Here is a 26,363-nt window from a genome sequence, read left to right as displayed (position 1 = left end):
GGGGGTCCGACCACCGGTAGACGTTTCGCAAGATTAGGTCACGACGGGGAACCATGCTGTCAACACGTATTTCACGGCGCGGCCTCGGCCTGCGCGCGCTCGCGGGCGCCGCGGCGCTGGCGGTGATCAGCGCCTGCGCGCCGACGAAGCCGATCGCGTCCGGCGAGACCGGAATCAGCGTGGATCCGAACCAGACCGTGAAGGTGGCGCTGCTCGCGCCGCTCGGCTCGGGCGATCCGGGCAAGGAGCGGATCGGGACCAATCTCGTCAACGCGGCGAAGCTCGCCCAGGCCGACCTGACCAACGCGAGCATCGATCTCGTCGTCTATCCCGACTCCGGCACCTCGGCGGGCGGCGCCGCGGCGGCGCGCCAGGCGGTGGACGAGGGGGCGAAGATCATCATCGGCCCGCTCTTCTCGACCGCGACGGCGGGGGCGGAACCGGTGGCCCGCGCGGCCGGGATCACGGTGCTGAGCCTCTCGAACAACCCCGACGTCGCGGGGGGCAACGTCTATATCCTCGGCAATACCTTCGCCAATTCCGCCGACCAGATCGTCGCCTTCGCGCAGTCGCGCGGGCTGAACAGCTTCGGCGTGGTCTATCCGAGCGGCATCGAGGGCGAGGCGGCCCGCGCCGCCGCCGAGGCCGCGGTCCAGCGCCGGGGCGGCCTGCTCGTCGCGTCGCAGGCCTACGACCTCTCCGTCGAGGGCATCAATTCCGTCGCCCCGGCCGCCGCCGGGCGGCTCCAGAGCGCGGGGGCGAACGCGATCATCCTGACCGACGGGCCGACCGGCGGGCTCGGGCTGATCGCGAAGGGCCTGCGCGACGGCGGGCTCTCGCAGGATTACGCCCAGTTTCTCGGCATGCAGCGCTGGGACGTCTCGGCCGAGGCGGTGGGCGATCCCGCGCTGCAGGGCGGCGCCTTCGTCGCACCCGACCCGAGCTACGCCGGCGCCTTCGTCGGTCGCTACCAGAACACCTATGGCGAGGCGCCGCACGAACTGGCGAGCCTCGCCTTCGACGGCGTCGCCGCGGTCGGCGCGCTGATCTCGGAGGCGCGGAGCTCGGGCGGCGAGCCGTTCGATCCCGGCCGGATCACGCAGTCCTCCGGCTTCGCCGGCGCCTCCGGCCCCTTCCGCCTGCTGCCCGACGGCACGATTCAGCGCAACCTCGCGATCATGACGGTGCAGAACGGCACCGCCTCGCTCGCGCAGGGCGCGGCGAGGTCCTTTGACAGTCTTGGCAACTGAGCGGCGACCCGCGCCGCCCCCTCCCGGCTGGGCCGGGCTGATCGGATCGCCGCGGACGATCCTCGACATCGAGACCGTGCGCGCGGCGATCGGCCAGGCCGCGGTCGGCGCCGAGGACCGCGGCGCCATCCGGGCGGCCGCGGTGCCGATCCTGCGCGCCGCCTATCAGGCCGGACGCGCGGAGATCGCGGCCGAGGTGGCCGCCCGCCCGCGCGAGGCCCATCGCGCGACGCGGGACTACGCCTGGCTGATGGACCAGATCGTCCTGCTGACCTTCGAACTGGCGACGACCTGGCTGCATCCCAACCCGAGCCCGACCGCGGCCGAGCGGGTCGCGCTGCTCGCCGTCGGCGGCTACGGCCGGGCCGAACTCGCGCCCTTCTCCGACGTCGACCTGCTCTTCCTCACCCCCTACAAGCAGACCCCCTGGGGCGAGAGCGTGATCGAGAGCATGCTCTACTGCCTCTGGGACCTGCGGCTGAAGGTCGGTCACTCGGCGCGCACGATCGAGGAATGCCTGCGCCTCGCCAAGACCGACGTCACCATCCGCACCAGCATGCTGGAATTGCGCTTCCTCGTCGGGGAGCAGCCGCTGGCCGAGGATCTGTCCGACCGGCTCTGGAGCGAGCTCTTCGAGCGCACCGGCCCCGAATTCGTCCAGCTGAAGCTCACCGAACGCGCCGAGCGTCACAAGCGCCAGGGCGGATCGCGCTACCTGCTCGAGCCGAACGTGAAGGAGGGCAAGGGCGGGCTGCGCGATCTGCAGACGCTGTTCTGGATCGCGAAATACCTCAACCGCGCCCAGACGCCGGGCGAGCTCGTCAAGGTCGGCGCCTTCACCCCGGCCGAATACCGCGTCTTCGCCGAGGCGGCCGATTTCCTGTGGATGACGCGGGTGCATCTGCACCTGCTCGCGAACCGCGGCGTGGAACAGCTCACCTTCGACACCCAGGTCGAGATCGCCTCGCTGCTCGGCTACCACGCGACCGAGGGCCAGCGCGCGGTCGAGCGGTTCATGCACGACTATTTCCGCCATGCGAAATCCGTCGGCGATCTCACGCGCATCTTCCTCGCGGTGCTGGAGGCGCGGCATGTCAAGCCGAGGCCGAGCATCCGCTCGATGCGGCGGGTCTTCACCTTCGGCCGCGAGGCGGCGCGGCAGGGCTACCGCCTGCGCAACGGCCGGCTCGACCTGATCGACTACGAAGCCTTCCTCGCCGATCCGGTCAACATCCTGCGGCTGTTCCAGGAGGAGGCGACCAGCGGCATCCCGATCCATCCGGACGCGCTGCGCCTCGTCTCCTCGAACCTCGGCCTGATCGACCGGAAGACGCGCGAGGATCCGGAGGCGAACCGGATCTTCCTGACGCTGCTCTGCTCGCGCGAGGTGGAGCGCACGCTGCGGCTGATGAACGAGGTCGGCGTGCTCGGCGCCTTCATGCCCGAGTTCGGCCGGATCGTCGCGATGATGCAGTTCAACATGTACCACCACTACACGGTGGACGAGCATACGATCCAGGCGATCGCGACGCTCGGCAAGATCGAGGCGGGCGAATACAAGGAGGCGCTGCCGACCTCGAGCGCGATCATGAACGCCGGCGTCAACCGCCGCGTGCTCTACGCCGCGCTGCTGCTGCACGACATCGGCAAGGGGTCGGGGCGCGACCATTCCGAATACGGCGCCGAGATCGCGCTCGACGTCTGCCCGCGGCTCGGCTTCGACGAGGCCGATACCGAGCTCGTCTCCTGGCTGGTCCGCCACCACCTCGTCATGTCCGACGTGGCCCAGAAACGCGACCTGACCGAACCGCGCACGGTCCGCGACTTCGCCAAGACCATCAAGACGCCGACGCGGCTCCGGCTGCTGACCGTGCTCACCGTCTGCGACATCATCGGCGTCGGACCCGGCGTCTGGAACAACTGGAAGGCGGTGCTGATCCGCGCCCTCTACCACACGACGATGGAATACCTGACCGGCGGCGGACAGCCGAACGGCCGGGGCGAGCGCGAGCAGGCCGCGAAGGAGGCGCTGGCCGCCGCCCTGCCCGACTGGCCGGCCGAGGAGATCGAGGCGGAAACCTCGCGGCACTACCCGCCCTACTGGATCGGGTTCGACACGCGCACGCATGTGGTCTTCGCCGAACTCGCGCGCGACATGTCCGACGACAGGCCCGCGATCCGGATCGAGCTCGACGCGGCGCGCGACGCGACCGAGGCCTGTTTCGCGATGCCCGACCATCCGGGCATCTTCGCCCGGCTCACCGGAGCGCTCGCGCTGGCGGGCGCCAACATCGTCGACGCGCGCACCTATACCTCGAACAACGGCGTCGCGACGGCGGCCTTCTGGATCCAGGACAACGAGGGCCGGCCCTACGAGCGCGCCAGGCTGAGCCGCCTGCGCGACAGCGTCTCGCGCATCCTCGCCGGCAAGGTCAGCGCCCGCGGCGCGCTGCGCGACCGCGATCGCACGCAGATGAAGAAGCGCCACGGGGATTTCATCGTGCCGACGCGGATCCGGTTCGACAACCTCGGCTCCGACATCTATACGATCATCGAAGTCGAGACGCGCGACCGGCCGGGCCTCCTCTACGACCTCGCCCGCACGCTCACGGCCAACAACATCTCGATCGCCTCGGCGATCATCGCGACCTATGGCGAGCAGGCGGTGGACGTGTTCTACGTCAAGGATCTCTTCGGGCTGAAGCTGCACGCCGAGAACCGGCGGCGCGCGCTCGAGACCCGGCTCCGGGCCGCGATCACGCCCAATTCCGGACCCGAGCGTTGAACCCCATACGGCTTCTGCCAGCCTTCCTTTCCGTTGGATCCTGGACGATGCTGAGCCGCGTGCTCGGCCTCGTCCGCGACATGCTGATGGCCGCGATCCTCGGCACCGGGCCGGTGGCCCAGGCCTATCTGATCGCCTTCACGCTCCCCAACATGTTCCGCCGCTTCTTCGGCGAGGGGGCGTTCAACCTCGCCTTCGTGCCGATGTTCGCGAAGAAGCTGCACGACGGCGACGACCCGCGCGGCTTCGCCGAGGACGCGCTCTCCGGGCTCGGCGCGGTGCTGATCGTCTTCTCGGTGCTCGGCCATCTCGCGATGCCCTGGCTCGTGCTCGCGATGGCCTCGGGTTTCGCGGGGGACGAGCGTTTCACGCTCTCGGTCGTCTACGGGCGCATCGCCTTTCCCTACATCCTCTTCATCTCGCTGACCGCGCTGCTCTCGGGCGTGCTGAACTCGCTCGGCCGCTTCGCCGTGGCGGCGGCGGCGCCCGTGCTGATGAACGCGATCATGATCGCCTTCCTGATCGTGGGCGCGCGCGGCGACTTCCTCGACGTCGGGCTCTGGCAGATCTGGTCGGTGCCGATCGCGGGCGTCGCGCAGCTCTGGCTCTGCTGGTGGGCCTGCGACCGGGCCGGGATGCGGATCCGGCCGCGCTGGCCCCGGATCACCCCCGAACTCCGCCGCCTGGCCGTCGTGGCCGCCCCCGCGATCCTCGCGGGCGGGGTGGTGCAGATCAACCTGCTCGTCGGCCGGCAGGTCGGCTCGTTCTTCGACGGCGCGGTCGCCTGGCTCTCCTATGCCGACCGGCTCTACCAGCTGCCGCTCGGCGTGGTCGGCGCGGCGATCAGCGTCGTGCTGCTCCCCGACCTCTCGCGCAAGCTCCATGCCGGCGACACCCAGGGCGGGCAGGACGCGCTGAACCGGGGCGCCGAATTCACGCTCGCGCTCACGCTGCCGGCGGCGGTGGCGCTGGTCGCGATCCCGGGGCCGCTCGTCTCGGTCCTGTTCGAACGCGGCGCCTTCGGCCCGGCGGACACGGCGGCGACCGCGGTCGCCGTCGCGATCTACGGCGCGGGCCTGCCCGCCTTCGTGATGCAGAAGGTGGTCTCGCCGCTCTATTACGCGCGCGAGGACACCCGCTCGCCCTTCCGCTTCGCCTGGCATTCGATGATCGTGAACGTCGTCGTCGCGATCGGTCTCGCCCCGGTGCTCGGCTTCGAGGCGGCGGCGCTCGGCACCACGGTGGCGGGCTGGACGATGTACTGGCAGCTCTGGCGCGGCACGCGGGCCATGGACGCCTCCGCCCGCGCCGACACGCGGCTGCGCCGCTCGGTGCCGCGCATCATCCTCGCCTCGCTCCTGATGGGCGGCGTGCTGGTTGTCGCGGCGCATCTGATGGGGGGCTGGCTCGCGACGCCTCTCGTCCGCTATCCCGCGCTGGCCCTGCTGGTCGCGATCGGGCTCGGCTCCTACGCGCTCGCGATCGTCGCGACCGGCGTGATGAGCTTCTCGGATCTGCGCGGCCTCGCGCGGCGGCGGCGCGGCGCGAACGCCTGAGCCGCCTTCCGCCCGGCCTCGGTTGACGCCGCGCGGGCGGGCGGCGATAACCCGCCGATCACAGCGAAGCTCCCGGAGTTCCTTCCATGTCCGACGCGGCCCCCCGTTCCCCGCGTGTCTTTTCCGGCATCCAGCCCTCGGGCAACCTGACGCTCGGCAACTATCTCGGGGCGCTCCGCCGCTTCGTCGAGAGCCAGGAGCGCGGCGTCGAGTCGATCTACTGCGTGGTCGACCTCCACGCGATCACCGTCTGGCAGGATCCCGAGAAGCTGCGCCGGACGATCCGCGAGCTCGCCGCCGCCTTCATCGCGAGCGGGATCGATCCTGAACGCTCGGTCCTCTTCAACCAGTCCCAGGTCAGCGCCCACGCGGAACTGTCCTGGATCCTCTCCTGCGTCGCCCGGCTCGGCTGGATGAACCGGATGACCCAGTTCAAGGACAAGACCCAGGGCAAGAACGCCGAGAACGAGAGCCTCGGCCTCTACGCCTATCCCGCGCTGATGGCCGCGGACATCCTCGCCTATCACACGACCCATGTGCCCGTGGGCGAGGACCAGAAGCAGCATGTCGAACTCACGCGCGACATCGCGGCGAAGTTCAACCACGACTACGGCGTCGATTTCTTCCCGATGCCGGCCCCGGTGATCGAGGGCACGGCGACGCGCGTCATGTCGCTCCGCGACGGCACGAAGAAGATGTCGAAATCCGATCCCTCGGACCAGAGCCGGATCAACCTGACCGACGACGCCGACACGATCGCGGCGAAGATCCGCAAGGCCCGCACCGACCCCGAGCCGCTGCCCGAGACCTGGGACGAGCTTTCCGAACGGCCGGAGGCGCGCAACCTCGTCAACATCTACGCCGCGCTCTCGGGCGAGGCGCGGGAGGTGGTGATGGAGCGCTTCGCGGGCCAGGCCTTCTCGGTCTTCAAGCCGGCGCTGGCCGAGGTGACGGTGGCGAGCCTCGCCCCGATCAGTTCCCGGATGCGCGAGCTTCTCGCCGACCCGACCGAGATCGACCGCATCCTCGGCCGGGGCGCCGAGCGCGCGGCCGAGATCTCGCTGCCGATCCTCGCGAAGGCGAAGGAGATCGTGGGCTTCGTGCGGAGCCGGTAGGACGATGCACGCGCTCGCGCGGCGGGCCGCGCGCCTCATCCTCTCGCTGCTCCTGCTCGTCTCGCTTGGCCTCGCGGCCTGGAACGCCTGGACGCTCGCGGCCAGCCCGGTCGGAGCCATGCTCGTCGCCCGGAGCGAGACCGAGATCGCCGCGCGGCTCGAGCGCCTGCTGGCCCGCGAGGTCACGCCCGAGGCGCTCGACCGCAGGCTGACCGCCCATCTCGACGCGAGCCCGCGCGACTGGGCGGCGATCGACGCGCTCTCCCGGCTCGCAGAGGAACAGGGCGTGGCGCCCTCGCCGGAGGTCGCCGCGCGGCTTTCGGCGGCGGACGCGGAGGACCGGAGCGCCATGGCGCGCACGCGCGACTGCCTCGCCTGCGCCTGGGATCCCGCGCGGTGCGACCTGAGCGCGATCGCCCTCTGTCAGGTCGCGGTCGCGCTCATCCCGTTCGGCGACGCGGTCTCGGTCGCGCGGGAGAGCGGCCATCTCGTCGCCGGCGCGGAGGTGGACGAGATCGATCTCGCGCTCTCGACGGTCGGCCTCGCCGCCACGCTGGCCGTGCCGCTGACGGCGGGCGCCTCGACGCTCGTGGACGCGGGCGCGGGCGTGATGCGGACGGCCTACCGGATGGGCGCGCTGTCGGAGCCGGTCGTCGCCACGCTCCGCCGGGGCGCGCGCACCGGAATCGACTGGGGACGGGTCTCGAAGCTGCGCCCGGGGCGGGGCTTCGGAGACGAGCTCGCCGCGGCGATCCGCCCGGGCGCGCTCCGGCCCGCGACGGCCTTTCTCGAGGACGCGGGCGGCCTCGTGAAATCGGCGGGCACGCGGGACGCGATCTTCATGCTGGGGAAGGCGAGACGGGCCGAGGACGCGAAGGTTCTCGCCGCCACCGCGAAGCCCCTCGGCCCGCGCGCGGCGGGCACGGTCGAATGGGCCGGGATGAGGCACCTGGGGCGGCTCACCCTGCGCTACGCGGACGAGGTCTGGTACGCCGCCGCCTCGGCGCTTTCCGCCGCCGCCGCGCTCGCCGGCCTCCTCCTCGCCACGCTGAAGTCGCTCACGCTGCGCGCGCTCCGCCGCCTCGCGCGCGAACCCCGGCTCGCGCGCGAATAGCCGTTGCGCCGGACCATCGCTTCGCGCGATCATCCCCGCGCCTTCCCGAGGACCTCCCCTTGCGCAAGTTCCTGATCATCCTCGACGACACGCCCGAGATGCTGAACGCGATCCGCTACGCGGCGATCCGCGCCTCCAAGACCGGGGGCGCGATCGAGATGCTCGGGATCATCTCGCCCGTGGACTTCCAGCCCTTCATGGGCGTGGCCGACGTGATGCGGGCCGAGGCGCGCGAGAAGATCGAGGCGCATTTCCAGGTGTTCAAGAGCCGGCTCGAGAAGCGGGAGGGGCTGACGCCCACGCTCGCGATCCGGGAGGGCGACAGGATCGAGCAGGTGATCGCGCATGTGAAATCCGATCCCGAGATAGGCGTGCTGGTGCTGGGCGCGGGGACCGACAAGGGACCCGGGCCGCTCGTGGCGGCGCTGACCGGGCGGCGGATGAACGAGATGCACGTTCCGATCACGATCGTGCCGGGCGGCATGACCAAGGAGGAGATCGCCGCCGTCAGCTGATCCCGCCGGGGGGCGACGGCCCGGCGACGGGTTCCCGGATCCGTGAGCCTTCTTAGAAGCATTCCAGAATAATTCTTGACTCGATCGCTCATGAGGTCCACCTAACGCTCCAAGCGACCGGAGGTGCTCCGACCATGTTCATCCAGACCGAATCCACGCCGAACCCGGCGACCCTGAAATTCCTGCCCGGCCGGGCCGTGCTCGCCGCCGGGACCGCCGATTTCCCGACCGAGGAGGCCGCCAGCGCCTCGCCCTTCGCCCGCCGCGTCTTCGGCGCGGGCGGCGTCGCGGGTGTGTTCTTCGGCCCCGATTTCGTCACCGTGACCAAGACCGACGAGGCGGACTGGGCGCATATCAAGCCGGGCATCCTCGGCGCGATCATGGAGCACTACCAGTCCGGCGAGCCGGTGATGGAGGGCGAGGCCGGCTCGGTCGAGCACGCCGCCCATGACGGGCCGGACGAGGAGATCGTGAGCCAGATCAAGGAACTGCTCGACACGCGGGTGCGCCCCGCCGTGGCGCAGGATGGCGGCGACATCACCTTCCACGGGTTCGAGCGCGGGGTGGTCTACCTGCACATGCAGGGCGCCTGCGCCGGCTGCCCCTCCTCGACGATGACGCTGAAGATGGGGATCGAGAACCTGCTCCGGCACTACATCCCCGAGGTGACGGAGGTGCGGCCGGTTGCCGGCTGATCCGCTCGTCCTCGCCTTCGACACCGCGGCCGCGCATTGCGCGGCCGCTTTGGTTCAGGGCGCCTCCGTGCGCGCCCGCGCCGCCGAGCCGATGGCCCGCGGCCAGGCGGAGCGGCTGATGCCGCTCCTCGGCGAACTGCTCGCCGGGGCCGGCGCGGGCTGGGGAGACGTCGGGCTCGTCGCGGTCGGCACGGGGCCGGGCAATTTCACCGGGCTCCGGATCGGCGTCGCCGCCGCCCGCGGCCTCGCGCTCGGCCGGGGTATCCCCGCGATCGGCGTCAGCCTCTTCGAGAGCCTCGCGCACGGCCATCGCGGCCCGGCGCTGGTCACGCTCGACGACCGCCGGGGCGGGCTCTTCGCGCGGATGCTCCGCGATGGCCTGCCGGCGGGACCGGCGATCGAGACCGCGGCCGGCCGGCTCGCCCCGGATCTCGGCCCGCTTCCCGCCGGCACGCTCTGCCTCGGCCACGCGGCCCCGGAGGTCGCGGCGGAACTCGGCCTTCGCGCGGGGAACGACGCGGCCCTGCCCGATGCGGTGGCGATCGCGCAAGTCGCCGCGCTCCGCCACCTCCGGGGAGAGGCGCCGAGGCCCGCGCCGCTCTACATCCGCCGCGCCGACGCCGCGCCGCCCGGCGAGGCGCCGGCGGTGATCCTCGATGACGCCTGAGGCGCTCGCGGCGCTGCATCTGCGCTGTTTCGAGGACACGCCGCCGCCCTGGTCGGCGGGCGAGTTCTCGCTGCTCCTCGCCCTGCCCGGCGCGCGCCTCGTGACCCGCGCGGGCGGCTTCGCGCTCGCCCAGACGGCGGGGCCGGAGGCGGAACTCCTGACCATCGCCGTCGATCCGGAGCTGCGGCGCCGGGGCACCGGCCGGGCGCTGCTCGAGACGCTCGCGGAAGGGCTCGCGGCCGAGGGGGTCGAGGAGATCTTCCTCGAGGTCGCGGTGACCAATCTCCCGGCCCGGGCGCTCTACAGGGCCGCGGGCTATGTCGAACGGGGGCTCCGGCGCGGCTATTACCGGCGCCGGAACGCGCCCGCCGTCGACGCGCTGGTGCTGGCGCGTGCGGCGCGCTGATCACGCCGCCCGGGCGGCCCCGGTCCCGCCCACAAAGCATTTGACCCATCGCCCCCCTTCGGCCTTACTTGGCCCGTTCCGGGCCGGCCCGCCGCCGCCCTCCCCCGATCCGAGGGCGCCGCGCGCCCGCGTTCCTGGAGTAGACGATGATCCTAGCCAGACCTCTCGCGACCGCCGCCGCGCTCCTGCTCGGAACCTCGGCGCTCTTCGCCCAGGAGGCCGAGCCGGCGGTCATCTTCGATCTCGGCGGCAAGTTCGACCGCTCCTTCAACCAGGCCTCCTACGAGGGGGCGGAGCGGTTCAAGGCCGAGACGGGCGTCGGCTATCACGAATTCGAACTGCAGTCGGACGCCCAGCGCGAACAGGCGCTCCGTCGCTTCGCCGAACAGGGTTACAACCCGGTCGTCGTCGCCGGCTTCTCCAATGAATCCGCGGTGAAGACCGTGGCGCCCGACTATCCCGACACCGATTTCGTGGTCATCGACGCGGTGGTCGACCTGCCCAACGTCCGGTCCGTGGTCTTCAGGGAGGAGGAAGGCTCCTACCTCGTCGGCCTGCTCGCCGCGATGGCCTCGAAGACCGGCGAGGTCGGCTTCGTCGGCGGCATGGACATCCCGCTGATCCAGAAATTCGCCTGCGGCTATGTCCAGGGCGTGAAGGACACCAATCCCGAGGCGACCGTCTTGCAGGCGATGACCGGCACCACCGGCGCGGCCTGGAACGACCCGGTGCGCGGCGGCGAACTCGCGAAGAGCCAGATCGACCAGGGGGCGGACGTGATCTATCACGCCGCCGGCGGCACCGGCATCGGCGTGCTGCAGGCGGCGGCCGACGCGGGCAAGCTCGGCATCGGCGTCGATTCGAACCAGGACTACCTCCATCCCGGCAACATGCTGACCTCGATGCTGAAACGCGTCGACGTCGCGACCTACACGGCGATGATGGATGCGAAAAACGGATCCTGGACGCCCGGCGTCCAGGTGCTCGGCCTCGCCCAGGACGGCGTCGGCTACGCGGTGGACGAGTACAACAAGCCCCTCCTGACCCCGGAGATGCTCGCCGCCGCCGAGGAGGCGAAGGCGAAGATCATCTCGGGCGAGATCAAGGTGCACGACTTCACCACCGACGGGAGCTGCCCCGCGAAGTGACCGTCGGCACGGATACCCGGGGCGCCGGGAAGCCCGATCTCGCGATCGAACTCGCCGGCGTCTCGAAGAGCTTCGGCCCGGTAGAGGCGAACCGCGACATCCATCTCGCGGTGCGCCGGGGCACGATCCACGGCATCGTCGGCGAGAACGGCGCGGGCAAGTCCACGCTCATGTCGATCCTCTACGGCTTCTACCAGGCCGACGCCGGCGAGATCCGCGTCGACGGCCGCCCGACGCCGATCCCCGACAGCCGCGCCGCGATCGCGGCCGGGATCGGCATGGTGCATCAGCATTTCATGCTGGTCGAACCCTTCAGCGTGCTCGAGAACGTCGTGCTCGGGGCCGAGGACGGGCGGCTGCTGCGCCCCTCGCTCGCCCGGGCACGCGACGCGCTGCGCCGCCTCGAGCGGGATTACGAGCTCGAGGTCGATCCGGACGCGATCGTCGGCGATCTCTCGGTCGGGGCGCAGCAGCGGGTGGAGATCCTGAAGGCGCTCTACCGCGAGGCCCGGATCCTGATCCTCGACGAGCCGACCGGCGTGCTGACCCCCGCCGAGGCCGACCATCTCTTCCGCGTCCTCGCCGCGCTGCGCGACGAGGGCAAGACGATCATCCTCATCACCCACAAGCTCCGCGAGATCATGGCGATCACCGACGCGGTGAGCGTGATGCGCCGGGGCGAGATCGTGCGGACGCTGCCAACCGCGGAGACGAGCCCCGCTGAACTCGCCGAGCTGATGGTCGGGCGCCGCGTGCTGCTGCGCGTGGACAAGGCGCCCGCCCGCCCCGGCGAGGTGGTGATCGAGGCGCGCCGCCTGTCGCTCACCGACGCGGGCGGCGCGCGGCGGCTCCGCGACGTCTCCTTCGAGGTCCGCGCGGGCGAGATCCTCGGCATCGCCGGGGTCGCCGGCAACGGTCAGTCGGAACTGCTCGAGATCCTCGCCGGGATCCGGCCCGCCACCTCGGGCGCGGCGCTGCTGCGCGGCCGGCCGCTCGATCTCTCGCGCGCGACGAATGGCGCCGACCGGCGTGCCAGGGGCATCGCCCATGTTCCCGAGGACCGGCACCGCCGCGGCCTCGTCATGCCCTTCGCCGCCTGGGAGAACGCCTGCCTCGGCTATCAGGACGAGGCGCGTTTCGCGGCGCGCTTCGGCCTGCTCGACCGGGACGCGATCCGCGCCGCGGCGCGCGCCGATATCGCGCGGTTCGACATCCGCCCGCCCTCCTGCGATCTGAAGGCCGCGAATTTCTCCGGCGGCAACCAGCAGAAGATCGTCATCGCCCGCGAGATGGACCGCGAGCCCGACGTGCTGCTCGTCGGCCAGCCGACGCGGGGCGTCGACATCGGCGCGATCGAGTTCATCCACCGCCAGATCGTCACACTGCGCGACCGCGGCAAGGCGATCATCCTCGTCTCCGTCGAACTCGACGAGATCCAGGCGCTCTCCGACCGGATCCTCGTCATGTTCGACGGCGCGGTCTCGGGCACGCGGCGCGCGGAGGAGACGGACGAGCGCGAACTCGGCCTGCTGATGGCCGGGATCGATCCGAAGGCGAAGGGCGCGGCATGAGGACCTCCCCGCCGCGCTGGGCCGATCTCGCGCTGATCCCCGCGGTCAACCTGCTGCTCGCGCTCCTCGTCGCCGGGCTCGTCGTGATCCTGATCGGGGAGAACCCGCTCCGCGCGGTCGAGCTGCTCGTCACCGGCTCGCTCGGCTCCTCCTACGGGATCGGCTTCACGCTCTATTACGCGACGACCTTCGTCTTCACCGGGCTCTCGGTCGCCGTCGCCTATCACGCCGGCCTCTTCAACATCGGCTCCGAGGGGCAGGCGCAGCTCGGCTGCCTCGGCGTCACGCTGGTCTGCCTCGCGCTCGACCGGACGCACTGGCTCCTCGTCCTGCCGGCGGCGATCCTCGCCGGCGCGGCCTTCGGCGGCGCCTGGGCCTTCCTCCCCGGCTGGCTCCAGGCGAAACGGGGCAGCCATGTCGTGATCACCACGATCATGTTCAACTTCATCGCCTCCGCGCTGATCGTCTACCTGCTGGTGAACACGCTGAAGGTGCCGGGCTCCATGTCGCCGGAATCGCGCACCTTCGAGGCCGGCGCGCATCTGCCCTTCTTCCACGAGATGCTGGCCGCGATCGGGATCCGGGTCTCGCGCACGCCGCTCAACCTCTCGGCCCTGATCGCGCTCCTGGCCGCGGGCCTCGCCTGGGCGCTGATCTGGCGCTCGCGCCTCGGCTACGAGATGCGCGCGCTCGGCCATTCGGAACCGGCGGCGGTCTACGCGGGGATCGACCCGGCGCGGATCATCGTGATCGCGATGGTGATCTCGGGCGCGCTGGCGGGGCTGATGGCGCTCAACGTCATCATGGGCTCCCAGCACCGCTTCGTGCTCGATTCCGTCGGCGGCGCGGGATTCGTCGGCATCGCGGTGGCGCTGATGGGGCGCAACCATCCGGCCGGCATCCTGCTCGCCGCGCTCCTCTTCGGCATCCTCTACCAGGGCGGATCGGAACTCGCCTTCGAGATGCCCGACATCAGCCGCGACATGATCGTCGTGATCCAGGCGCTGGTGATCCTCTTCACCGGCGCGCTCGAGAACCTGACGCGGGCGCCGATCGAACGGCTCCTCGCCCGGCGGGGGGCGGGCTGATGGATCCCGAGACCCTGCTCCAGCTCGCGGGATCGAGCCTGCGCCTCGCGACGCCGCTCCTCCTCGCCTGCCTCGCGGGGCTCTGGTCCGAACGCGCCGGGATCTTCGACATCGGGCTCGAAGGCAAGATGCTGGCCGCGGCCTTCACCGCCGGCGCCTTCGCCGCGGTGACGGGCTCGGCCTGGCTCGGGCTTCTCGGAGGGATCGGCGCCTCGCTCCTGCTCGGGCTCCTGCACGGCTTCGCCTCGATCACGCTCCGAGGCAACCAGATCATCTCCGGCGTCGCGATCAACTTCCTCGCCTCCGGGCTCACGGCGCTCGTCGGCCAGAACTGGTTCCACCAGGGCGGCCTGACGCCGCAACTCTCGGGCGCGGCGCGGTTCGAGCCGATCACCCTGCCCTTCGCCGCCGCGCTCTCGCAGGTGCCCGTGCTGGGGCCGGTCTACGCCGGGCTCGTCTCGGACCACAACATCCTGCTCTATCTCGCCCTCGCCGCGGTGCCTCTCACCTGGTGGGCGCTGCATCGCACGCGCTTCGGGCTGCGGCTGCGCGCGGTGGGCGAGAACCCGGCGGCGGTCGATACCGCGGGCATTTCCGTCACGCGGCTGCGCTATGGCGCGGCGCTGATCGCGGGCCTGCTGTGCGGGATCGCCGGCGCCTATCTCTCGACGGCGATGGCGGCGGGCTTCACGCGCGAGATGACGGCGGGCAAGGGCTTCATCGCGCTCGCCGCGCTCGTCTTCGCGAAATGGCGGCCCTGGCCCGCGCTTGGCGCCTGCCTGCTCTTCGGGCTGCTGGAGGCGATCGGGATCCGCTACCAGACGATCACGCTTCTCGGCTGGACAGTACCGGTCCAGCTGATGCAGGCGCTGCCCTACATCCTGACGGTGGTGATCCTCGCGGGATTCGTCGGCCGGGCCGTCCCGCCCAGGGCCGGCGGCAGACCTTACGTGAAGGAGCGCTGAATGGCCGCCATCGACATCATCCGCGACCGCGCGGGGGCCGAGCCTGTCCGCCTCGGCCTCATCCTCGGCTCCGGCCTCGGCCATCTCGCCGAGGCGGTCGCGGGCGTGGCGATCGACTACGCCGACCTGCCCGGCTTTCCCGGCACCGGCGTCTCCGGCCACGCGCCGAAGCTCGTGATCGGCATGCTCGAGGGACAGCGCGTCGCGGTCCTCGGCGGGCGGGCGCATTACTACGAGCGCGGCGACGCCCAGGTGATGCGCGCGCCGCTCGAGACGCTCGGCGCGCTCGGCGCGGAGGCGCTTCTGCTCACCAACGCCGCCGGCTCCCTGCGGCCCGACATCCCGCCGGGCGATCTGATGCTGATCCGCGATCACATCAACTTCTCCGGGCGCAACCCGCTGATCGGCGAGCCGACCGACGCGCGGTTCGTGAACATGGTCGACGCCTACGACCCCGCGCTCCGCGCCGCGCTCGCCCAGGCGGCGAAGGCGGAGGAGATCGCGCTCGCCGACGGCGTCTATGCCTGGTATTCCGGCCCCTCCTTCGAGACCCCGGCCGAGATCCGGGCGCTCCGGGTGCTCGGCGCCGACGCGGTCGGCATGTCCACGGTGCCGGAGGTGATCCTCGCCCGCTTCCTCGGCCTCCGGGTCGCGGCGATCTCGACCGTCACCAACATGGCCGCCGGGATGAGCGACGAGGCGATCAGCCACGAGCACACCAAGGCCATGGCCCCGCTCGGCGCGGCGAAACTCGAACGCATCCTGCGCGCCTTCCTCCGCGCCCTGACCTGAGGCGAGGCGCGCGGATATGCATATGCATATTCGCCAAGGGCCACCCGCCGGATCACCGAAATTCGGGATGAAAAGCCGCGGCGGACCGGCTATGCCAGAAGAACCGCATCGGGGTCGCGCGCATGCAGATCTACCTCCCCATCGCCGAGGTTTCCGTCAACCTCCCGCTGCTGCTCGCCATCGGGACGATGGTCGGCGTGCTCTCGGGGATGTTCGGCGTCGGCGGCGGCTTCATCCTGACGCCGCTCCTCTTCTTCATCGGCATCCCGCCGACGGTCGCGGTCGCCTCCGCCGCGAACCAGATCGCGGGTTCCTCCTTCTCGGCCCTGCTGGCCCATCTCAAGCGCCGGACGGTGGACTTCCGGATGGGCACGATCCTGCTCATGGGCGGTCTGCTCGGCTCCTGGATCGGCGTGCACATCTTCTCGCTCCTGCGCCGGGCGGGGCAGTTCGAACTGGTGATCAGCCTGCTCTACGTCGTGATGCTCGGCACGATCGGCGGGCTGATGCTCGCCGAGAGCCTCCGGGCGCTGCGCCGGGCGAAGGATCCGAACGCCGGGCTCATCCGGCGGCGGCGGCATACCTGGGCGCACGGCCTGCCGCTCAAGATGCGCTTCCGCACCTCGCAGCTCTATGTCAGCGCGATCCCGCCCTTCGCCATCGGCGCGATCGTCGGCGTGCTGGCCGCGGTGATGGGCGTCGGCGGCGGCTTCGTCATGGTGCCGGCGATGATCTACATCATCGGCATGCCGACCCAGGTCGTGGTCGGAACCTCGGTCTTCCAGTTCCTCTTCGTGACCAGCTTCACGACGATCCTGCAATCGATCTCGAACCGTTCGGTCGATGTCTTCCTCGCGCTGATCCTGCTCGTCGGCGGCGTGATCGGGGCGCAGATCGGGGTGCGCTTCGCCGCGAAGCTCCGCGCGGAGCAGCTCCGGATCCTGCTCGCGCTCCTCGTCCTCGTCGTCTGCCTCAAGCTGCTCGTCGATCTCGTGATCCGCCCGGCCGAGGTCTACTCGCTCCTGGCGGGCTGATGACGCTCGCGCGGCTTCTCCTCGCCCTCTGGCTCGCCGGCCTCGCCGGTCAGGGGGCGGCGGCGCGGGAGTCGGTGGTGACCGGCCTCTCGACCGACCGGATCGCGCTCACCGCGCGCTACGAAGGATCCGAGATCCTCGTCTTCGGCGCGATCCGCCGCGACGCGCCGACCCCGCCGGGCATGGGCCCGCCCGATGTGATCATCACGCTGAAGGGTCCGCCGAAATCGGTGATCATCCGCCGCAAGGACCGCCGCCTCGGCATCTGGCTCAACACCGAGGCGGTGCGGGTGCGCGGCGCGCCGAGCTACTACGCCATCGCCTCGACCCGGCCGCTCGACGCGGGGCTGCTGACCGAGACGGAGCGCCTGCGCCACCAGATCGGCATGGACCAGGCCGCCCGCCGCGTCGAAGGCGTGGCCGGGCTGACCGACACGAGCCGCTTCACCGAGGCGCTGGCCCGGATCCGCGAGGACCGCGGCCTCTACAGCGAGCAGGACGAGGGCGTCGACCTCGCGCAGGAGACGCTGTTCCAGGCACGGTTCGAACTGCCGGCCAACCTGGTCGAGGGGGATTACGACGCGGAATTCTTCCTCGTGCGCGACCGGCGCGTGATCAGTTCCGCCCATACCGTCATCACCGTCGAGAAGGAGGGGATCGAGCGCTGGCTCTACAATCTCGCGCGCCAGGAGCCGCTGCTCTACGGGCTGCTCGCCGTGGCGCTCGCGCTCGTCTGCGGCTGGCTCGCCAACGCGGCCTTCGCCCGCGGCCGGCGCTGAGGCGCGATCGGGGCTTGCCAGAACGGCCCCGCCCGGGGAAGAATGCGCGGAGCAATTTGGCACGGGATCCCGCGTGGATCCGCGCAAGATCATTTCACGGGCGGGCGCTTCGACCCGCCGGCGTCAGGGCGGGGGCTCCATGACCGTCGGAACGGCCGGGAAGGCGGAAGGACGGCGCCACGCCGGGGGAAACGCGCCGTTCCCGGGCATCGAGACACTGTCGCCGGAGCGGATGGACCCGCTGCCGAAGGCGCTCGCCGAGGGCACGCACCGGACCGAGCGGCTCGAGGTCACGCTGGCGCGGATCCTGCCCCGGATGGCGGAATTCGGCATTACCAGGCTCGCGCGGCTGACCGGGCTCGACCGGCTCGGGATCGAGGTGACGATGGCCACGCAGCCGAATGCGCGCGGCGTCTCGGTCGCCAACGGCAAGGGGCTCTGCCTGCCCTCCGCCAGGGTCTCGGCGCTGATGGAGGCGGTCGAGCGCTGGCATGCCGAGCGACCCGATCTCGCGCCGCGCTTCGGCCTGCCCGAGGATGTGGCGAGGCCGGGATGTCCCGCCTGGCTCGACGGACTGCCGCGCCGGCCAGAGGCCGCGGCGGAGCCGGGGCCGATCCTCTGGGCCGAGGCGCGCGACCTCATGACGGGCGGCCCGGCGCTTCTCCCCTTCGATCTCGTGCATTGCAACTGGCTCGAAGGCGTGTCCGACCATGGCTTCCACACATCGACCAACGGGCTCGCCTCCGGAACGCATCCGGTCGAGGCGGCGCTGCACGGGCTTTGCGAGGTGATCGAGCGCGACGCCTGCGCGCTCTTCGACCTGCTGCCGCCCGAGCTTCGCGCGGGACGGCGGCTCGGCCTCGCGGAGGCCCCCGGGGGCGCGGTCGCGGCGCTCGTCGCGCGGGCGGAGGCGGCGGGGTTCCGGCTCGCGCTCTGGGACGCGACGAGCGATGTCGGCGTGGCGGTCGTGATGGCCGCGCTGATCGACACGCGCGCGCCCGACACGCCGCCGGGCTTCGGTTCCGGCTGCCATCCCGATCCGGGCGTCGCGGCGGCGCGGGCGATCACCGAGGCGGCGCAGACCCGGCTCATCGCGATCACCGGCACGCGCGACGACCTCGGCCCGGAGGTCTTCGCCGGCACGACGGGGCTCCGCTTCCGCTGGGCCGCGCGCGAGACCGGGGCGCCGGCGCGGGACTGGGCGGCGCTGCCCGACCTCGCGGGCGATTGCCTGCGCGCGGATCTCGCCCGGGTGGTCGCCGCGCTGGCGCGGGTCGCGAAGGCGGCCTTCGCCGTCGATCTCTCGCGCGAGCCGGGGATCGCGGTCCTCCGGGTGATCGTGCCGGGCCTCGAGCCGGCGGGCCCCTCCGAGGTCCGGCCCGGCCCCCGGGCGGCGCGGGCGGCGGAGATCATGGCGGGAGCGACGGCATGAGGGCGGTCGTCTTCGCCGGGCCGAGCCTCGGGAGCATGCCGGTGCCTCCGCCCGGCGTGGAGATCCGGGGACCGGCCGTGGCGGGCGATCTTCACGCCGCCACGTGCGCGGGCGTCGCGGTGATCGGACTGGTCGACGGCGCCTTCGAGGATCGCCCGACGGTCTGGCACAAGGAGATCCTGTTCGCGCTCTCGCAAGGGGTCCGCGTCCTCGGCGCGGCGAGCCTCGGGGCGCTGCGCGCCGTCGAATGCGCGTCCTTCGGGATGGAGGGCGTGGGCGAGATCTTCGCGCGCTTCCGCGACGGCGGGCTCGAGGACGACGCGGAGCTCGCGCTCGTCTTCGGCCCGGCGGAAATGGGCTATCCGGCGCTGAGCGTGCCACTCGTGAACATCCGCGCGACGCTGGAACGGGCGGAGGCGGAGGGGATCCTCGGATCCGGCGAGGTCCGCGGCATGCTCGCGCTGGCGCGCGCGGTCTTCTTCAAGGAGCTGACCTGGCCCCGGCTCCTCTCCGGCGCGGCCGGGATCGGCTGGGCGCCGGAGACGGCGGCGCGCTTCGCCGGCTGGTTGCCCGGCGGCGCGGTCGATCTCAAGCGCGCCGACGCGCAGGCGCTGATCGCCGCGGCCGCCGCCGCGCTCGACGGGCCGGCGCCCGCGGTCCCTACCTTCCGCTTCGCCGGGACGCGGACCTGGCGCCGCGCCGTCGAGTGGTTCGAGCGCCGGGGCGGCGCGCTCGCCCCGGCCGAGGAGGCGGTGCTCGACGAGATGCGGCTCGACCCGATCCGCTTCGAACGGGCGCTGATCCGCGCCTATGCCCGCCGCGCCGCCCGCGACAGGGTGACGGAGGCGGAGCGGTCCGAGAGCGAGATGATCGAGGAACTGCGGCTGCGCCTCGACCTGCCGACGGCCGAGGCCTTCCGCGGCTGGCTCGCGGAGGTGGGGGGCGAGGCGCGGGCGCTGGTGCGGGCGCTCGACGACGAGGAGCGGCTGCAGACGGCGCTGGAGGGGTCGATCCCCGAACTCGCGCCCGCCGTGCTCGACGACGCGCGGATCGAGGGGCGGTTCGGGGCGCTGGCCGCGCGGGCGGAGGCGAAGCGCGCGATGCTCGGCCACCGCCCCCCGCCGCGCTACGACGAGGCGGAACTGCGCGCGATGCTCGACGTGCTCGGCGCGCGGCGGCGCTTCACGATCGAGATCGACGACCTCGACCTGCTCGCGCGCGCGCTCGGGCTCACCGACCGGCGGGCGCTGCACCGGCTGCTCTGGCGCGAGGAGGCCTTCGCCGCCGCCCCGCGGGAGAAGAGCGCATGAGCCACGCGGAGGCGAAGCCGGAGCGGACGCGGGCGCGGCTCTATCCGCAATCGCCCGTGGCCGGAACCGCGCGGCTCGAGACGGTGGAGCTCGCGCCCCGGCGGGGCATGGTGCGCGCGGGGCCGGAGGACGACCGGATGTACGTCGCCGTCGCGCCGGGCAAGCGGCCCTATGGCGAGGACCGGGGGCGCGGGGCCTTCCCGCCCTACGAAGGGCTGATCGGGCCGGCGGTCGCGCCCGGACCGGACGGGCATTTCGACCATCTCGGCCCCGGCGATCCGGGCTTCCGGCAGGTGCATCTCTACGGCTGCGCGCGCATGGCGCTCGACATCTGGGAGGGCTATCTCGACCGGCGCATCCCGTGGCATTTCGAGCGGGATTTCGACAAGCTCGAGGTGCTGGCGCTCAGCGCCTGGAACAACGCGCACATGGGCTACGGCTATCTCGAGGCCGGGGAATGCCCGCTCGAGGACGGGACGACGGCCGACTACGCGCTCGATTTCGACGTGCTCGCGCACGAGGTGGGCCATGCGATCATGATGAGCTTCGCGGGCGAGGTGCCGGCGCAGGCGCAGACCGCCGAATACGGCGCCTTCCACGAGGCCTCCGCCGACTGGGCCGCGCTCGTCGCCTCGATGCATTTCGAACAGGCGGTCGCGGATTTGCTGGAGATGACGCGGGGCGATCTCGACGGGTTCAACCAGCTCACCCGCTTCGGCGAACTGAGCCCGAAGGCGCAGATCCGGCAGGCGAACAACACCTTCACCATGTGGGACTTCCAGGCGGGCTGGCATGACGAGCACGAGCTCGCGCTCCCGATCATCGCAGCGCTCTACGACGCCTTCGTGCAGATCTACAAGACGATCCTCGTGCGCGGCGGCGTGATCCCGCCCGGCCTCTCCCGCCTCGCGGAACGGGCGGAGCTCGCGCCCGGGCTACGCGCGGAGGTGTCGCGGCGCTTCGCGCGCTGGTATGCGCGCCGGCCCGAGGCCTTCCACGACGCGCTGGTCGAGGCGCGCGAGATCGCGGCGGTGATGCTGATCGGGCTCTGGGAGATCGCCGATCCCCGGCGCTTCAGCTTCGCCGCGCTGCCGGGGCTGCTGCGCGAGGTCGACCGGCGCGAATTCGACGGGGCGATCTATCCCGTCGTGCGCGGCTGTTTCGGCCGGCGCGGCGTCGGCCTCGTCCCGCCCGGTCCGCGACTGCGCCCGCCCGACGCGTCGAGCCACATGCATTCGGCGCGAACCGCGATGCCCGATTGACGCGAATCTGTTCACGTAAGACATTCCCAAGTATCACCAAGGAGATTTCAAGACATGGCAGAGACATTATTGTCAGGATCGACCGTCTGGCTCTTCGGCGGTGTGATGACCGACATCACGTTCACGCCGCCCGCCGGCCAGAGCGGGCCGGGGCCGCAAGGCCGCCTCTTCGAATCCATGAAGCACAAGGACGCCAGGCTTGCCCGGATCTTCAGCTTCGGATTCGAGGGCCAGTTCGTGTCCCTCGAGAAGCCGGCCATCTTCCTGGTCCATGGCGACGGCGCGGAAATCACGAAGGAACTGCTCGCCGGGATCGGGCTGCCACTCACGCAGAAGGATTTCGCCGCCGGCGTGAAAGCGTGGGAATACGACCGCGACGACATGACGCTCCGGCTCGATCAGGTGACCGGGAGCTTCAGCCGGGTGCTGATCGACTACGAGATGGGGCGCGAGGGCTTGCAGGATTACGTGCGGGGCGGCCGGCAGGTCGGCGCGCCGACCGCGCTGAGCCCGGCGCCGCGCCGCGGGCGCCGGTTCCGGTCCGACGACGACTGATCGCGCGCGCGGGCCCGTTCAGAGGCCCGCGAGCCGCATCCCCTCGAGGAAGCGCAGGCTGTCCTCCTCGCAGCGGTCCGGCACCATCCGGATCCAGGTCTCGGGATCGAAGTTCGGGAAGACCGAGCGCACCTCCCGCGCCGTGCGCCGGGCCGCCTCGATATCGCCGGCGAGGCCGTAGCTCGCGGCGAGGATCACGTTCGAAAGCTGCGGCCGGCGCATCCGGTGGATCGTCCGGATCGCGAGATCGTATTCGCCGCAGACGAGATGGGCGCCGGCGAGATCCTTCAGGTAGTGGTCCGACGCGTAGGGATTGAGCCGGATCGCCCGTTCGAACAGCGGCACCGATTCCGCCGCCGAGCCGTTGTGCGTGAGCGCGTCGGCGTATTCCGCGAGGATGTCCGCGTCGCTCGGGTTGAGCTGCATCGCGCGGCGGTAGGCCTCGATGCAGCGGTCGTGCTCCCGGCGATAGAGCGCGACCCAGCCGAGACCGGCGTTGGCGCTGGCGTCGTTGATGTCTGAATCGATCGCGCGCAGCGCGAATTCCTCGGCCCGGTCCATCGCCGCCGCGCGATCCTGCGCCCAGCGGTATTTCCACTGGAAGCCGTAGGCGCGCGAGATGCCCGAGAGCGCGCGGGCATAGCCCCGCTCACGCTCCACCGCCTGGTTGAAGAAGCCGATCGCGCGCAGGCAGCAGTTCGGATCGACGCGCAGGATCTCGTCGAGGCCGCGGATGCAGAGTTCGTAGGCGGCGAGCGAACTCGGGTCGCGGGCGCGCACGCGCGCGCGCTCGATCTGGTCGATCTCCACCATCAGCCCGGCGGCGACCGAGGTGGCGATCTCCGCCTCGACCTCGAACATCTCCTCGCAGGCGGTGGTGATATTCTCGCTCCAGACGACGCGGCTCGTCTCCGCCTCGATCAGGTCGAACTTCAGCCGCATCTTCGAGCCCATGACCCAGAGCGTGCCCTGGGTGATGTAGCGCGCGCCGAGCCGCGCGCCGATCTCGGCCGCGCCGAGCCCGGCGGCGGCGAAGTTCATCGTGGTCTGGTGCGCGATCACGTCGACCCGGCGGAACCGCGTCAGATGGCCGATGATGTCGACGACGAGACAGGTGGCGAGGAACGACCCGTCGGAGGGATCGCCGAGCGCCACGATCGGCAGGATCGCGATCGAGGGCGGATGGAAGGCCGGCGCCTCCGCCACCGGGGCGAGGGCGCGCGCCTCCACCGCGGCGGGCGCGGGCCGCATCGCCTCGTAGCGTTCGGAGAGCGCGATGCGCTGGTCGCGCACCCAGTCCTCGAATTCGGGATCGGGCACGTCGAGCCCCTCGACGAATTCAGGCGGCTCGCCCGCGATCTCCCAGTCCTGGGGCTCCGGATCGACGCGCACGCGCACGCGCCTCGGGTCGAGCCCGAGACCGCCATGGTCGGAGAGGATGCAGTCGCGGCTCTCCCCCAGCAGCCGGCGCAGCCGCGCCAGTTCCTGCCGCAGGCTGGCGCCGCCGAGCTCGCTCGGCTGCGTGCTCCAGAGCTTGTCCTGGAGCCAGGCGCGGCTCCGGCGGTATTCGGGCGCGACGCCGAGCAGCGCGAGCAACCCCTGCGCCTTTCGCCCGGTCGGCGTGACATCGGCGCCGTCGCTTCGTGTCAGGCGCAGCCGCCCGGCCAGACGAAGCTCGAGTTCGAACTCGGCGCTCTCCGTGTTCACCATCAAGTTCAACTGCCTGGCCCTCCGGGGCCCAATTCTCCAACACCGAAAGGGCGCGAGGCAACCGAAACTTGGCACCTCCGCCCGAAACACGAATGACATTTCCCCGATGCGCGGCGCGGCGGGGAGCAATGCGACCAGCCTAATCGATCGGCGACGATCCGCCACCCGAAAACGCGAGCGGCTGACGCCTTTCTGGGCACTTGGCGCGCGGGGCCGGCTGGATTAAGCGCGCGTGAAGGGTTGGTGCGCGGAGAATCAGTCGGATGCTGGAGATGTTCCGATGACCCGCCTGACCGCCCTCGCGGCCCTTCTCTGCCTCGCCACCCCCGCCGGCGCGCTGACGCTGAGCGAACTTCGCGCCGATCCGCGATGGGTCTGCGCGCTCTACCGCGCGCGGGGGGACCTGCTCGCCGAGGAGGTGGTGCGCCCCCGTGGCCTCCCCGCCGGGACCGACGCCGCGCCCGAACGGGTCGCGCTTCTGCTGCGCGAGGCGGAACGGCGCGGCGATCGTTACGCGACCGCGGCGCTCGGCTGGTGGAAACGCGCGGACGAGGCCGGCTGCGACTGAGCCCCCGCGCGGGGCGCGTTCATCACCCGTTAACCCTGGCCGTCTATCAGACGCGAGCCGGCATTCTTCGTCCGGCCCGCGCCCCGTTCCCGGACCGCGCATCCCGCCCCCCGAGCACAGCCCTTCAGGAAAAGGACGGCACCCTTGCGCCTGGCCTCTCACCGCATCTCGCGCGCGACCGCCGTCCCCGGGGGGCCTCCCCTCCCGTCCGTCAGCCCCGAGGACCCGCGATGATCACCATCGGCATCACGATCGAGCGCCTGCCGCTGCCCGCCGCCCCGCCCGTCCGGCCCGTCTCGGCGGGCGTCGTCGCCTTCTACGGCGACAGTTTCGCCGAAGGCTCCTCCGGCGGCGGAGACGTGGCCGCCTTCGACTCGCTGCAACCGACGCTGCGGCGCTATCTGCTCGCGACCGGCCTCGGCTACCGGACGGTGAACCACGCGGTTCCCGGCTCCGCCTCGGAGGTGGCCGTCGCGGCCTGGCGCGCGCGCGCGGTGCATCGCCAGTACAACTACGTCTGCGCCGGCCGCAACGACGCGACGCGCACGGCGGCCGAGATCCTCGCCGGCATCGACGCGATCCTGGCCGACCGGGTGCCGGGCGAGGTGGTGATCCTCGGCTCGGTCCACAACTACAACAACGGAACGGAGAATCCGGGTTCGGCCGGCTATGCCAAATGGGCCGAGGTCAATGCCGGGCTCGCCGCGCGGGCGGATGGCGCGGCGGTCTTCTTCGCCGACCACCGCGCCGAGGCGGTACGCGAGCACAATGCCGACTGGGCCGATGACGTCGCCCGCGCGGCGAACGACCTGCCCTCGGCGAGCCTCGTCGTCTCGGCGGAGGACGCGCTCCACCTGAACGCGGCGGGCTGCGAGACGCAGGCGCGGGTGATCCTGAAGGCGATCCTCGCCCATCGCGCGCTGACCGAGCCGCTGCCGAACCTGCTCGCCAATCCCGGTTTCGCCGGCGGCTCGACCGGGGGCTGGACCGTCCCGGCCGACACCACGCTCGCGGCGAGCGGCGGCGCCGTCGCGGTCTCCGGCGCCAATCCCTTCAAGGGGCTGTCGCAGCAGGTGCTGACCGGAGGCGCCGCCGGGCGCCGGTTCTTCGCGCTCTGGGACGTGCCCGCGATCGCGACCGGCGGCGGCGCCGGCCTCGCCGTCCGGCTGCGCGAGAGCACCGGCGGGGGGGCCATCTACGCCGCCGCCGACGCCGCCTACGCGCGGACCGGGCGGGGCATGTTCCTCGCCGCCGCGCCGACGGCGGAGGGGCTCGCGCTGCAGTTCGAGGCGATCAACAACGCGGCCCTCGACTGGTCGATCGCCGCGCCCGTCGTCTGCGAGGCCTATCCGCTCGACGTCGCCGATTACGCGCCCGAGAACGTCGCGGCGCCCGCCATCGCGCCCGCGCCCTCGGTCGGCGCGACGCTGAGCGCCAATGCCGGCGCCTGGGACGCCTATCCGGATGCGACGCTCAGCCACCGCTGGCTGGTGGACGGCGCGGTCGTGGCGGAGAACGTCGCGACCTTCACGCCGGACGAGTCGCTCGAGGGGGCGGTGCTCTCGCTGGAGGTGACGGCGACCAACGCCGCCGGCACGACGGTCGCGCATTCGGCCAGCGCGCTGGTCCTGCCCCGCCAGCCGCTGGTGCGCGAGACCTTCGAGAGCCTCGCCGGCTGGGCCGCCGGGGCGGGCAATGCGATCTCGCTCGTCGAGGGCCGGCTGCGCTGCGCCAACAACGGCGGCGCCTGGAGCAAGTGCCACCGCGCCGCGCCGATCCCCTGCGAGGCGGGCGCGCGCTACCGCGTGAGCTATGATTTCCTGAAGGCGGGCCATGACGGCGTGCTCCGCCTCGGCTGGGCGCCGGACGGGGAGGACGTGCGCCTGGCTCTCTCGGCGAGCGGGACCGGGCAGCACAGCTTCACCGCCGGGGCCCCGGCCATGTATCTCTCGCTGGCCTGCGACAGTCCGGCCACGACCGGCTATTGCGACTGGGACAACATCCTGATCGAGAAGCTCTGACCGCGGGGCCGCGCCGGATCCTCCC

General features: G+C 71.7%; 23 protein-coding genes. 22 read left to right on the top strand and 1 reads right to left on the bottom strand.

Features of this window, described 5'->3' with window-relative positions:
• The first annotated feature begins 53 nt into the window (after window positions 1-53).
• From FJM51_RS13280 to FJM51_RS13190, 20 genes are all read left to right on the top strand, one after another.
• Window positions 54-1,250 carry a penicillin-binding protein activator gene (locus tag FJM51_RS13280; protein ID WP_140454628.1) on the top strand — a complete coding sequence of 399 codons (1,197 nt, stop codon included), beginning with the start codon at window positions 54-56 and terminating at the stop codon, window positions 1,248-1,250.
• Window positions 1,240-4,035 carry a [protein-PII] uridylyltransferase gene (locus tag FJM51_RS13275; protein WP_140454627.1) on the top strand — a complete coding sequence of 932 codons (2,796 nt, stop codon included), beginning with the start codon at window positions 1,240-1,242 and terminating at the stop codon, window positions 4,033-4,035. The genes FJM51_RS13280 and FJM51_RS13275 overlap by 11 nt, the downstream gene beginning before the upstream one ends.
• On the top strand, window positions 4,032-5,591 hold the full coding sequence (gene murJ / locus FJM51_RS13270; RefSeq protein WP_140454626.1) for a murein biosynthesis integral membrane protein MurJ: 1,560 nt from the start codon (window positions 4,032-4,034) through the stop codon (window positions 5,589-5,591). Before FJM51_RS13275 ends, murJ begins: the two co-directional genes overlap by 4 nt.
• 86 nt (window positions 5,592-5,677) lie before the next feature.
• Entirely contained in the window at window positions 5,678-6,706 is a 1,029-nt protein-coding gene (trpS, locus tag FJM51_RS13265) for a tryptophan--tRNA ligase (protein WP_140454625.1), read from the top strand.
• A 4-nt stretch (window positions 6,707-6,710) separates the two neighbouring features.
• The gene (locus tag FJM51_RS13260; RefSeq protein WP_140454624.1) at window positions 6,711-7,820 is read left to right on the top strand and encodes a hypothetical protein; all 1,110 of its coding nucleotides are present in this window, start codon (window positions 6,711-6,713) and stop codon (window positions 7,818-7,820) included.
• 59 nt (window positions 7,821-7,879) lie between these two features.
• Complete coding sequence (locus tag FJM51_RS13255; RefSeq protein WP_140454623.1) at window positions 7,880-8,335, top strand: universal stress protein; 456 nt, start codon at window positions 7,880-7,882, stop codon at window positions 8,333-8,335.
• Window positions 8,336-8,469: 134 nt separating this feature from the next.
• On the top strand, window positions 8,470-9,030 hold the full coding sequence (locus FJM51_RS13250) for a NifU family protein (protein ID WP_140454622.1): 561 nt from the start codon (window positions 8,470-8,472) through the stop codon (window positions 9,028-9,030).
• Window positions 9,020-9,697 (top strand): tRNA (adenosine(37)-N6)-threonylcarbamoyltransferase complex dimerization subunit type 1 TsaB, encoded by a 678-nt coding sequence (tsaB, locus tag FJM51_RS13245; RefSeq protein WP_140454621.1) that lies wholly within the window; start codon window positions 9,020-9,022, stop codon window positions 9,695-9,697. The genes FJM51_RS13250 and tsaB overlap by 11 nt, the downstream gene beginning before the upstream one ends.
• Window positions 9,687-10,103 carry a GNAT family N-acetyltransferase gene (locus FJM51_RS13240; protein WP_140454620.1) on the top strand — a complete coding sequence of 139 codons (417 nt, stop codon included), beginning with the start codon at window positions 9,687-9,689 and terminating at the stop codon, window positions 10,101-10,103. Before tsaB ends, FJM51_RS13240 begins: the two co-directional genes overlap by 11 nt.
• A 146-nt stretch (window positions 10,104-10,249) precedes the next feature.
• The gene (locus FJM51_RS13235; protein WP_140454619.1) at window positions 10,250-11,251 is read left to right on the top strand and encodes a BMP family lipoprotein; all 1,002 of its coding nucleotides are present in this window, start codon (window positions 10,250-10,252) and stop codon (window positions 11,249-11,251) included.
• A complete protein-coding gene (locus tag FJM51_RS13230) occupies window positions 11,248-12,822 on the top strand; it encodes an ABC transporter ATP-binding protein (RefSeq protein ID WP_140454618.1) in 1,575 nt (524 codons plus the stop codon). Before FJM51_RS13235 ends, FJM51_RS13230 begins: the two co-directional genes overlap by 4 nt.
• Complete coding sequence (locus FJM51_RS13225) at window positions 12,819-13,910, top strand: ABC transporter permease (RefSeq protein ID WP_140454617.1); 1,092 nt, start codon at window positions 12,819-12,821, stop codon at window positions 13,908-13,910. The genes FJM51_RS13230 and FJM51_RS13225 overlap by 4 nt, the downstream gene beginning before the upstream one ends.
• Complete coding sequence (locus FJM51_RS23785; RefSeq protein WP_181164551.1) at window positions 13,910-14,875, top strand: ABC transporter permease; 966 nt, start codon at window positions 13,910-13,912, stop codon at window positions 14,873-14,875. Before FJM51_RS13225 ends, FJM51_RS23785 begins: the two co-directional genes overlap by 1 nt.
• The gene (locus FJM51_RS23780) at window positions 14,876-15,667 is read left to right on the top strand and encodes a purine-nucleoside phosphorylase (RefSeq protein WP_181164550.1); all 792 of its coding nucleotides are present in this window, start codon (window positions 14,876-14,878) and stop codon (window positions 15,665-15,667) included.
• Window positions 15,668-15,789: 122 nt separating this feature from the next.
• Window positions 15,790-16,701, top strand: coding sequence for a sulfite exporter TauE/SafE family protein (locus tag FJM51_RS13215; RefSeq protein WP_140454616.1), 912 nt, complete (start codon window positions 15,790-15,792; stop codon window positions 16,699-16,701).
• Window positions 16,701-17,480, top strand: coding sequence for a TIGR02186 family protein (locus tag FJM51_RS13210; RefSeq protein ID WP_140454615.1), 780 nt, complete (start codon window positions 16,701-16,703; stop codon window positions 17,478-17,480). Before FJM51_RS13215 ends, FJM51_RS13210 begins: the two co-directional genes overlap by 1 nt.
• Before the next feature lie 139 nt (window positions 17,481-17,619).
• Window positions 17,620-18,912, top strand: a complete 1,293-nt coding sequence (locus tag FJM51_RS13205) for a YcaO-like family protein (protein ID WP_140454614.1) — start codon at window positions 17,620-17,622, stop codon at window positions 18,910-18,912.
• On the top strand, window positions 18,909-20,222 hold the full coding sequence (locus tag FJM51_RS13200; RefSeq protein ID WP_140454613.1) for a TfuA-like protein: 1,314 nt from the start codon (window positions 18,909-18,911) through the stop codon (window positions 20,220-20,222). Before FJM51_RS13205 ends, FJM51_RS13200 begins: the two co-directional genes overlap by 4 nt.
• The gene (locus FJM51_RS13195) at window positions 20,219-21,484 is read left to right on the top strand and encodes a gluzincin family metallopeptidase (RefSeq protein WP_140454612.1); all 1,266 of its coding nucleotides are present in this window, start codon (window positions 20,219-20,221) and stop codon (window positions 21,482-21,484) included. Before FJM51_RS13200 ends, FJM51_RS13195 begins: the two co-directional genes overlap by 4 nt.
• Window positions 21,485-21,538: 54 nt before the next feature.
• Window positions 21,539-22,039 (top strand): hypothetical protein, encoded by a 501-nt coding sequence (locus FJM51_RS13190; protein ID WP_140454611.1) that lies wholly within the window; start codon window positions 21,539-21,541, stop codon window positions 22,037-22,039.
• Between the two features lie 18 nt (window positions 22,040-22,057).
• Here the strand turns inward: FJM51_RS13190 and FJM51_RS13185 are convergent, their stop codons facing one another.
• Window positions 22,058-23,749, bottom strand: a complete 1,692-nt coding sequence (locus FJM51_RS13185; RefSeq protein ID WP_497707167.1) for an AfsR/SARP family transcriptional regulator — start codon at window positions 23,747-23,749, stop codon at window positions 22,058-22,060.
• 280 nt (window positions 23,750-24,029) lie between these two features.
• Between FJM51_RS13185 and FJM51_RS13180 the strand changes: the two genes are divergently transcribed.
• Together FJM51_RS13180 and FJM51_RS13175 are read left to right on the top strand one after the other, a co-directional pair.
• Window positions 24,030-24,317, top strand: coding sequence for a hypothetical protein (locus tag FJM51_RS13180; RefSeq protein ID WP_140454609.1), 288 nt, complete (start codon window positions 24,030-24,032; stop codon window positions 24,315-24,317).
• A gap of 230 nt (window positions 24,318-24,547) precedes the next feature.
• On the top strand, window positions 24,548-26,338 hold the full coding sequence (locus FJM51_RS13175) for an SGNH/GDSL hydrolase family protein (RefSeq protein WP_140454608.1): 1,791 nt from the start codon (window positions 24,548-24,550) through the stop codon (window positions 26,336-26,338).
• Window positions 26,339-26,363: the final 25 nt, after the last annotated feature.

The organism is Amaricoccus solimangrovi, assembly GCF_006385685.1.
GTDB lineage: Bacteria > Pseudomonadota > Alphaproteobacteria > Rhodobacterales > Rhodobacteraceae > Amaricoccus > Amaricoccus solimangrovi.
This window is presented reverse-complemented; position numbering and strand designations above follow the sequence as displayed.

Coding starts and splice junctions, on each gene's coding strand:
- FJM51_RS13280 (WP_140454628.1), top strand. CDS start 54: ATGCTGTCAACACGTATTTCACGGCGCGGCCTCGGCCTGCGCGCGCTC.
- trpS (WP_140454625.1), top strand. CDS start 5,678: ATGTCCGACGCGGCCCCCCGTTCCCCGCGTGTCTTTTCCGGCATCCAG.
- FJM51_RS13260 (WP_140454624.1), top strand. CDS start 6,711: ATGCACGCGCTCGCGCGGCGGGCCGCGCGCCTCATCCTCTCGCTGCTC.
- FJM51_RS13250 (WP_140454622.1), top strand. CDS start 8,470: ATGTTCATCCAGACCGAATCCACGCCGAACCCGGCGACCCTGAAATTC.
- FJM51_RS13240 (WP_140454620.1), top strand. CDS start 9,687: ATGACGCCTGAGGCGCTCGCGGCGCTGCATCTGCGCTGTTTCGAGGAC.
- FJM51_RS13235 (WP_140454619.1), top strand. CDS start 10,250: ATGATCCTAGCCAGACCTCTCGCGACCGCCGCCGCGCTCCTGCTCGGA.
- FJM51_RS13225 (WP_140454617.1), top strand. CDS start 12,819: ATGAGGACCTCCCCGCCGCGCTGGGCCGATCTCGCGCTGATCCCCGCG.
- FJM51_RS23785 (WP_181164551.1), top strand. CDS start 13,910: ATGGATCCCGAGACCCTGCTCCAGCTCGCGGGATCGAGCCTGCGCCTC.
- FJM51_RS23780 (WP_181164550.1), top strand. CDS start 14,876: ATGGCCGCCATCGACATCATCCGCGACCGCGCGGGGGCCGAGCCTGTC.
- FJM51_RS13215 (WP_140454616.1), top strand. CDS start 15,790: ATGCAGATCTACCTCCCCATCGCCGAGGTTTCCGTCAACCTCCCGCTG.
- FJM51_RS13210 (WP_140454615.1), top strand. CDS start 16,701: ATGACGCTCGCGCGGCTTCTCCTCGCCCTCTGGCTCGCCGGCCTCGCC.
- FJM51_RS13205 (WP_140454614.1), top strand. CDS start 17,620: ATGACCGTCGGAACGGCCGGGAAGGCGGAAGGACGGCGCCACGCCGGG.
- FJM51_RS13200 (WP_140454613.1), top strand. CDS start 18,909: ATGAGGGCGGTCGTCTTCGCCGGGCCGAGCCTCGGGAGCATGCCGGTG.
- FJM51_RS13195 (WP_140454612.1), top strand. CDS start 20,219: ATGAGCCACGCGGAGGCGAAGCCGGAGCGGACGCGGGCGCGGCTCTAT.
- FJM51_RS13190 (WP_140454611.1), top strand. CDS start 21,539: ATGGCAGAGACATTATTGTCAGGATCGACCGTCTGGCTCTTCGGCGGT.
- FJM51_RS13185 (WP_497707167.1), bottom strand. CDS start 23,749: ATGGTGAACACGGAGAGCGCCGAGTTCGAACTCGAGCTTCGTCTGGCC.
- FJM51_RS13180 (WP_140454609.1), top strand. CDS start 24,030: ATGACCCGCCTGACCGCCCTCGCGGCCCTTCTCTGCCTCGCCACCCCC.
- FJM51_RS13175 (WP_140454608.1), top strand. CDS start 24,548: ATGATCACCATCGGCATCACGATCGAGCGCCTGCCGCTGCCCGCCGCC.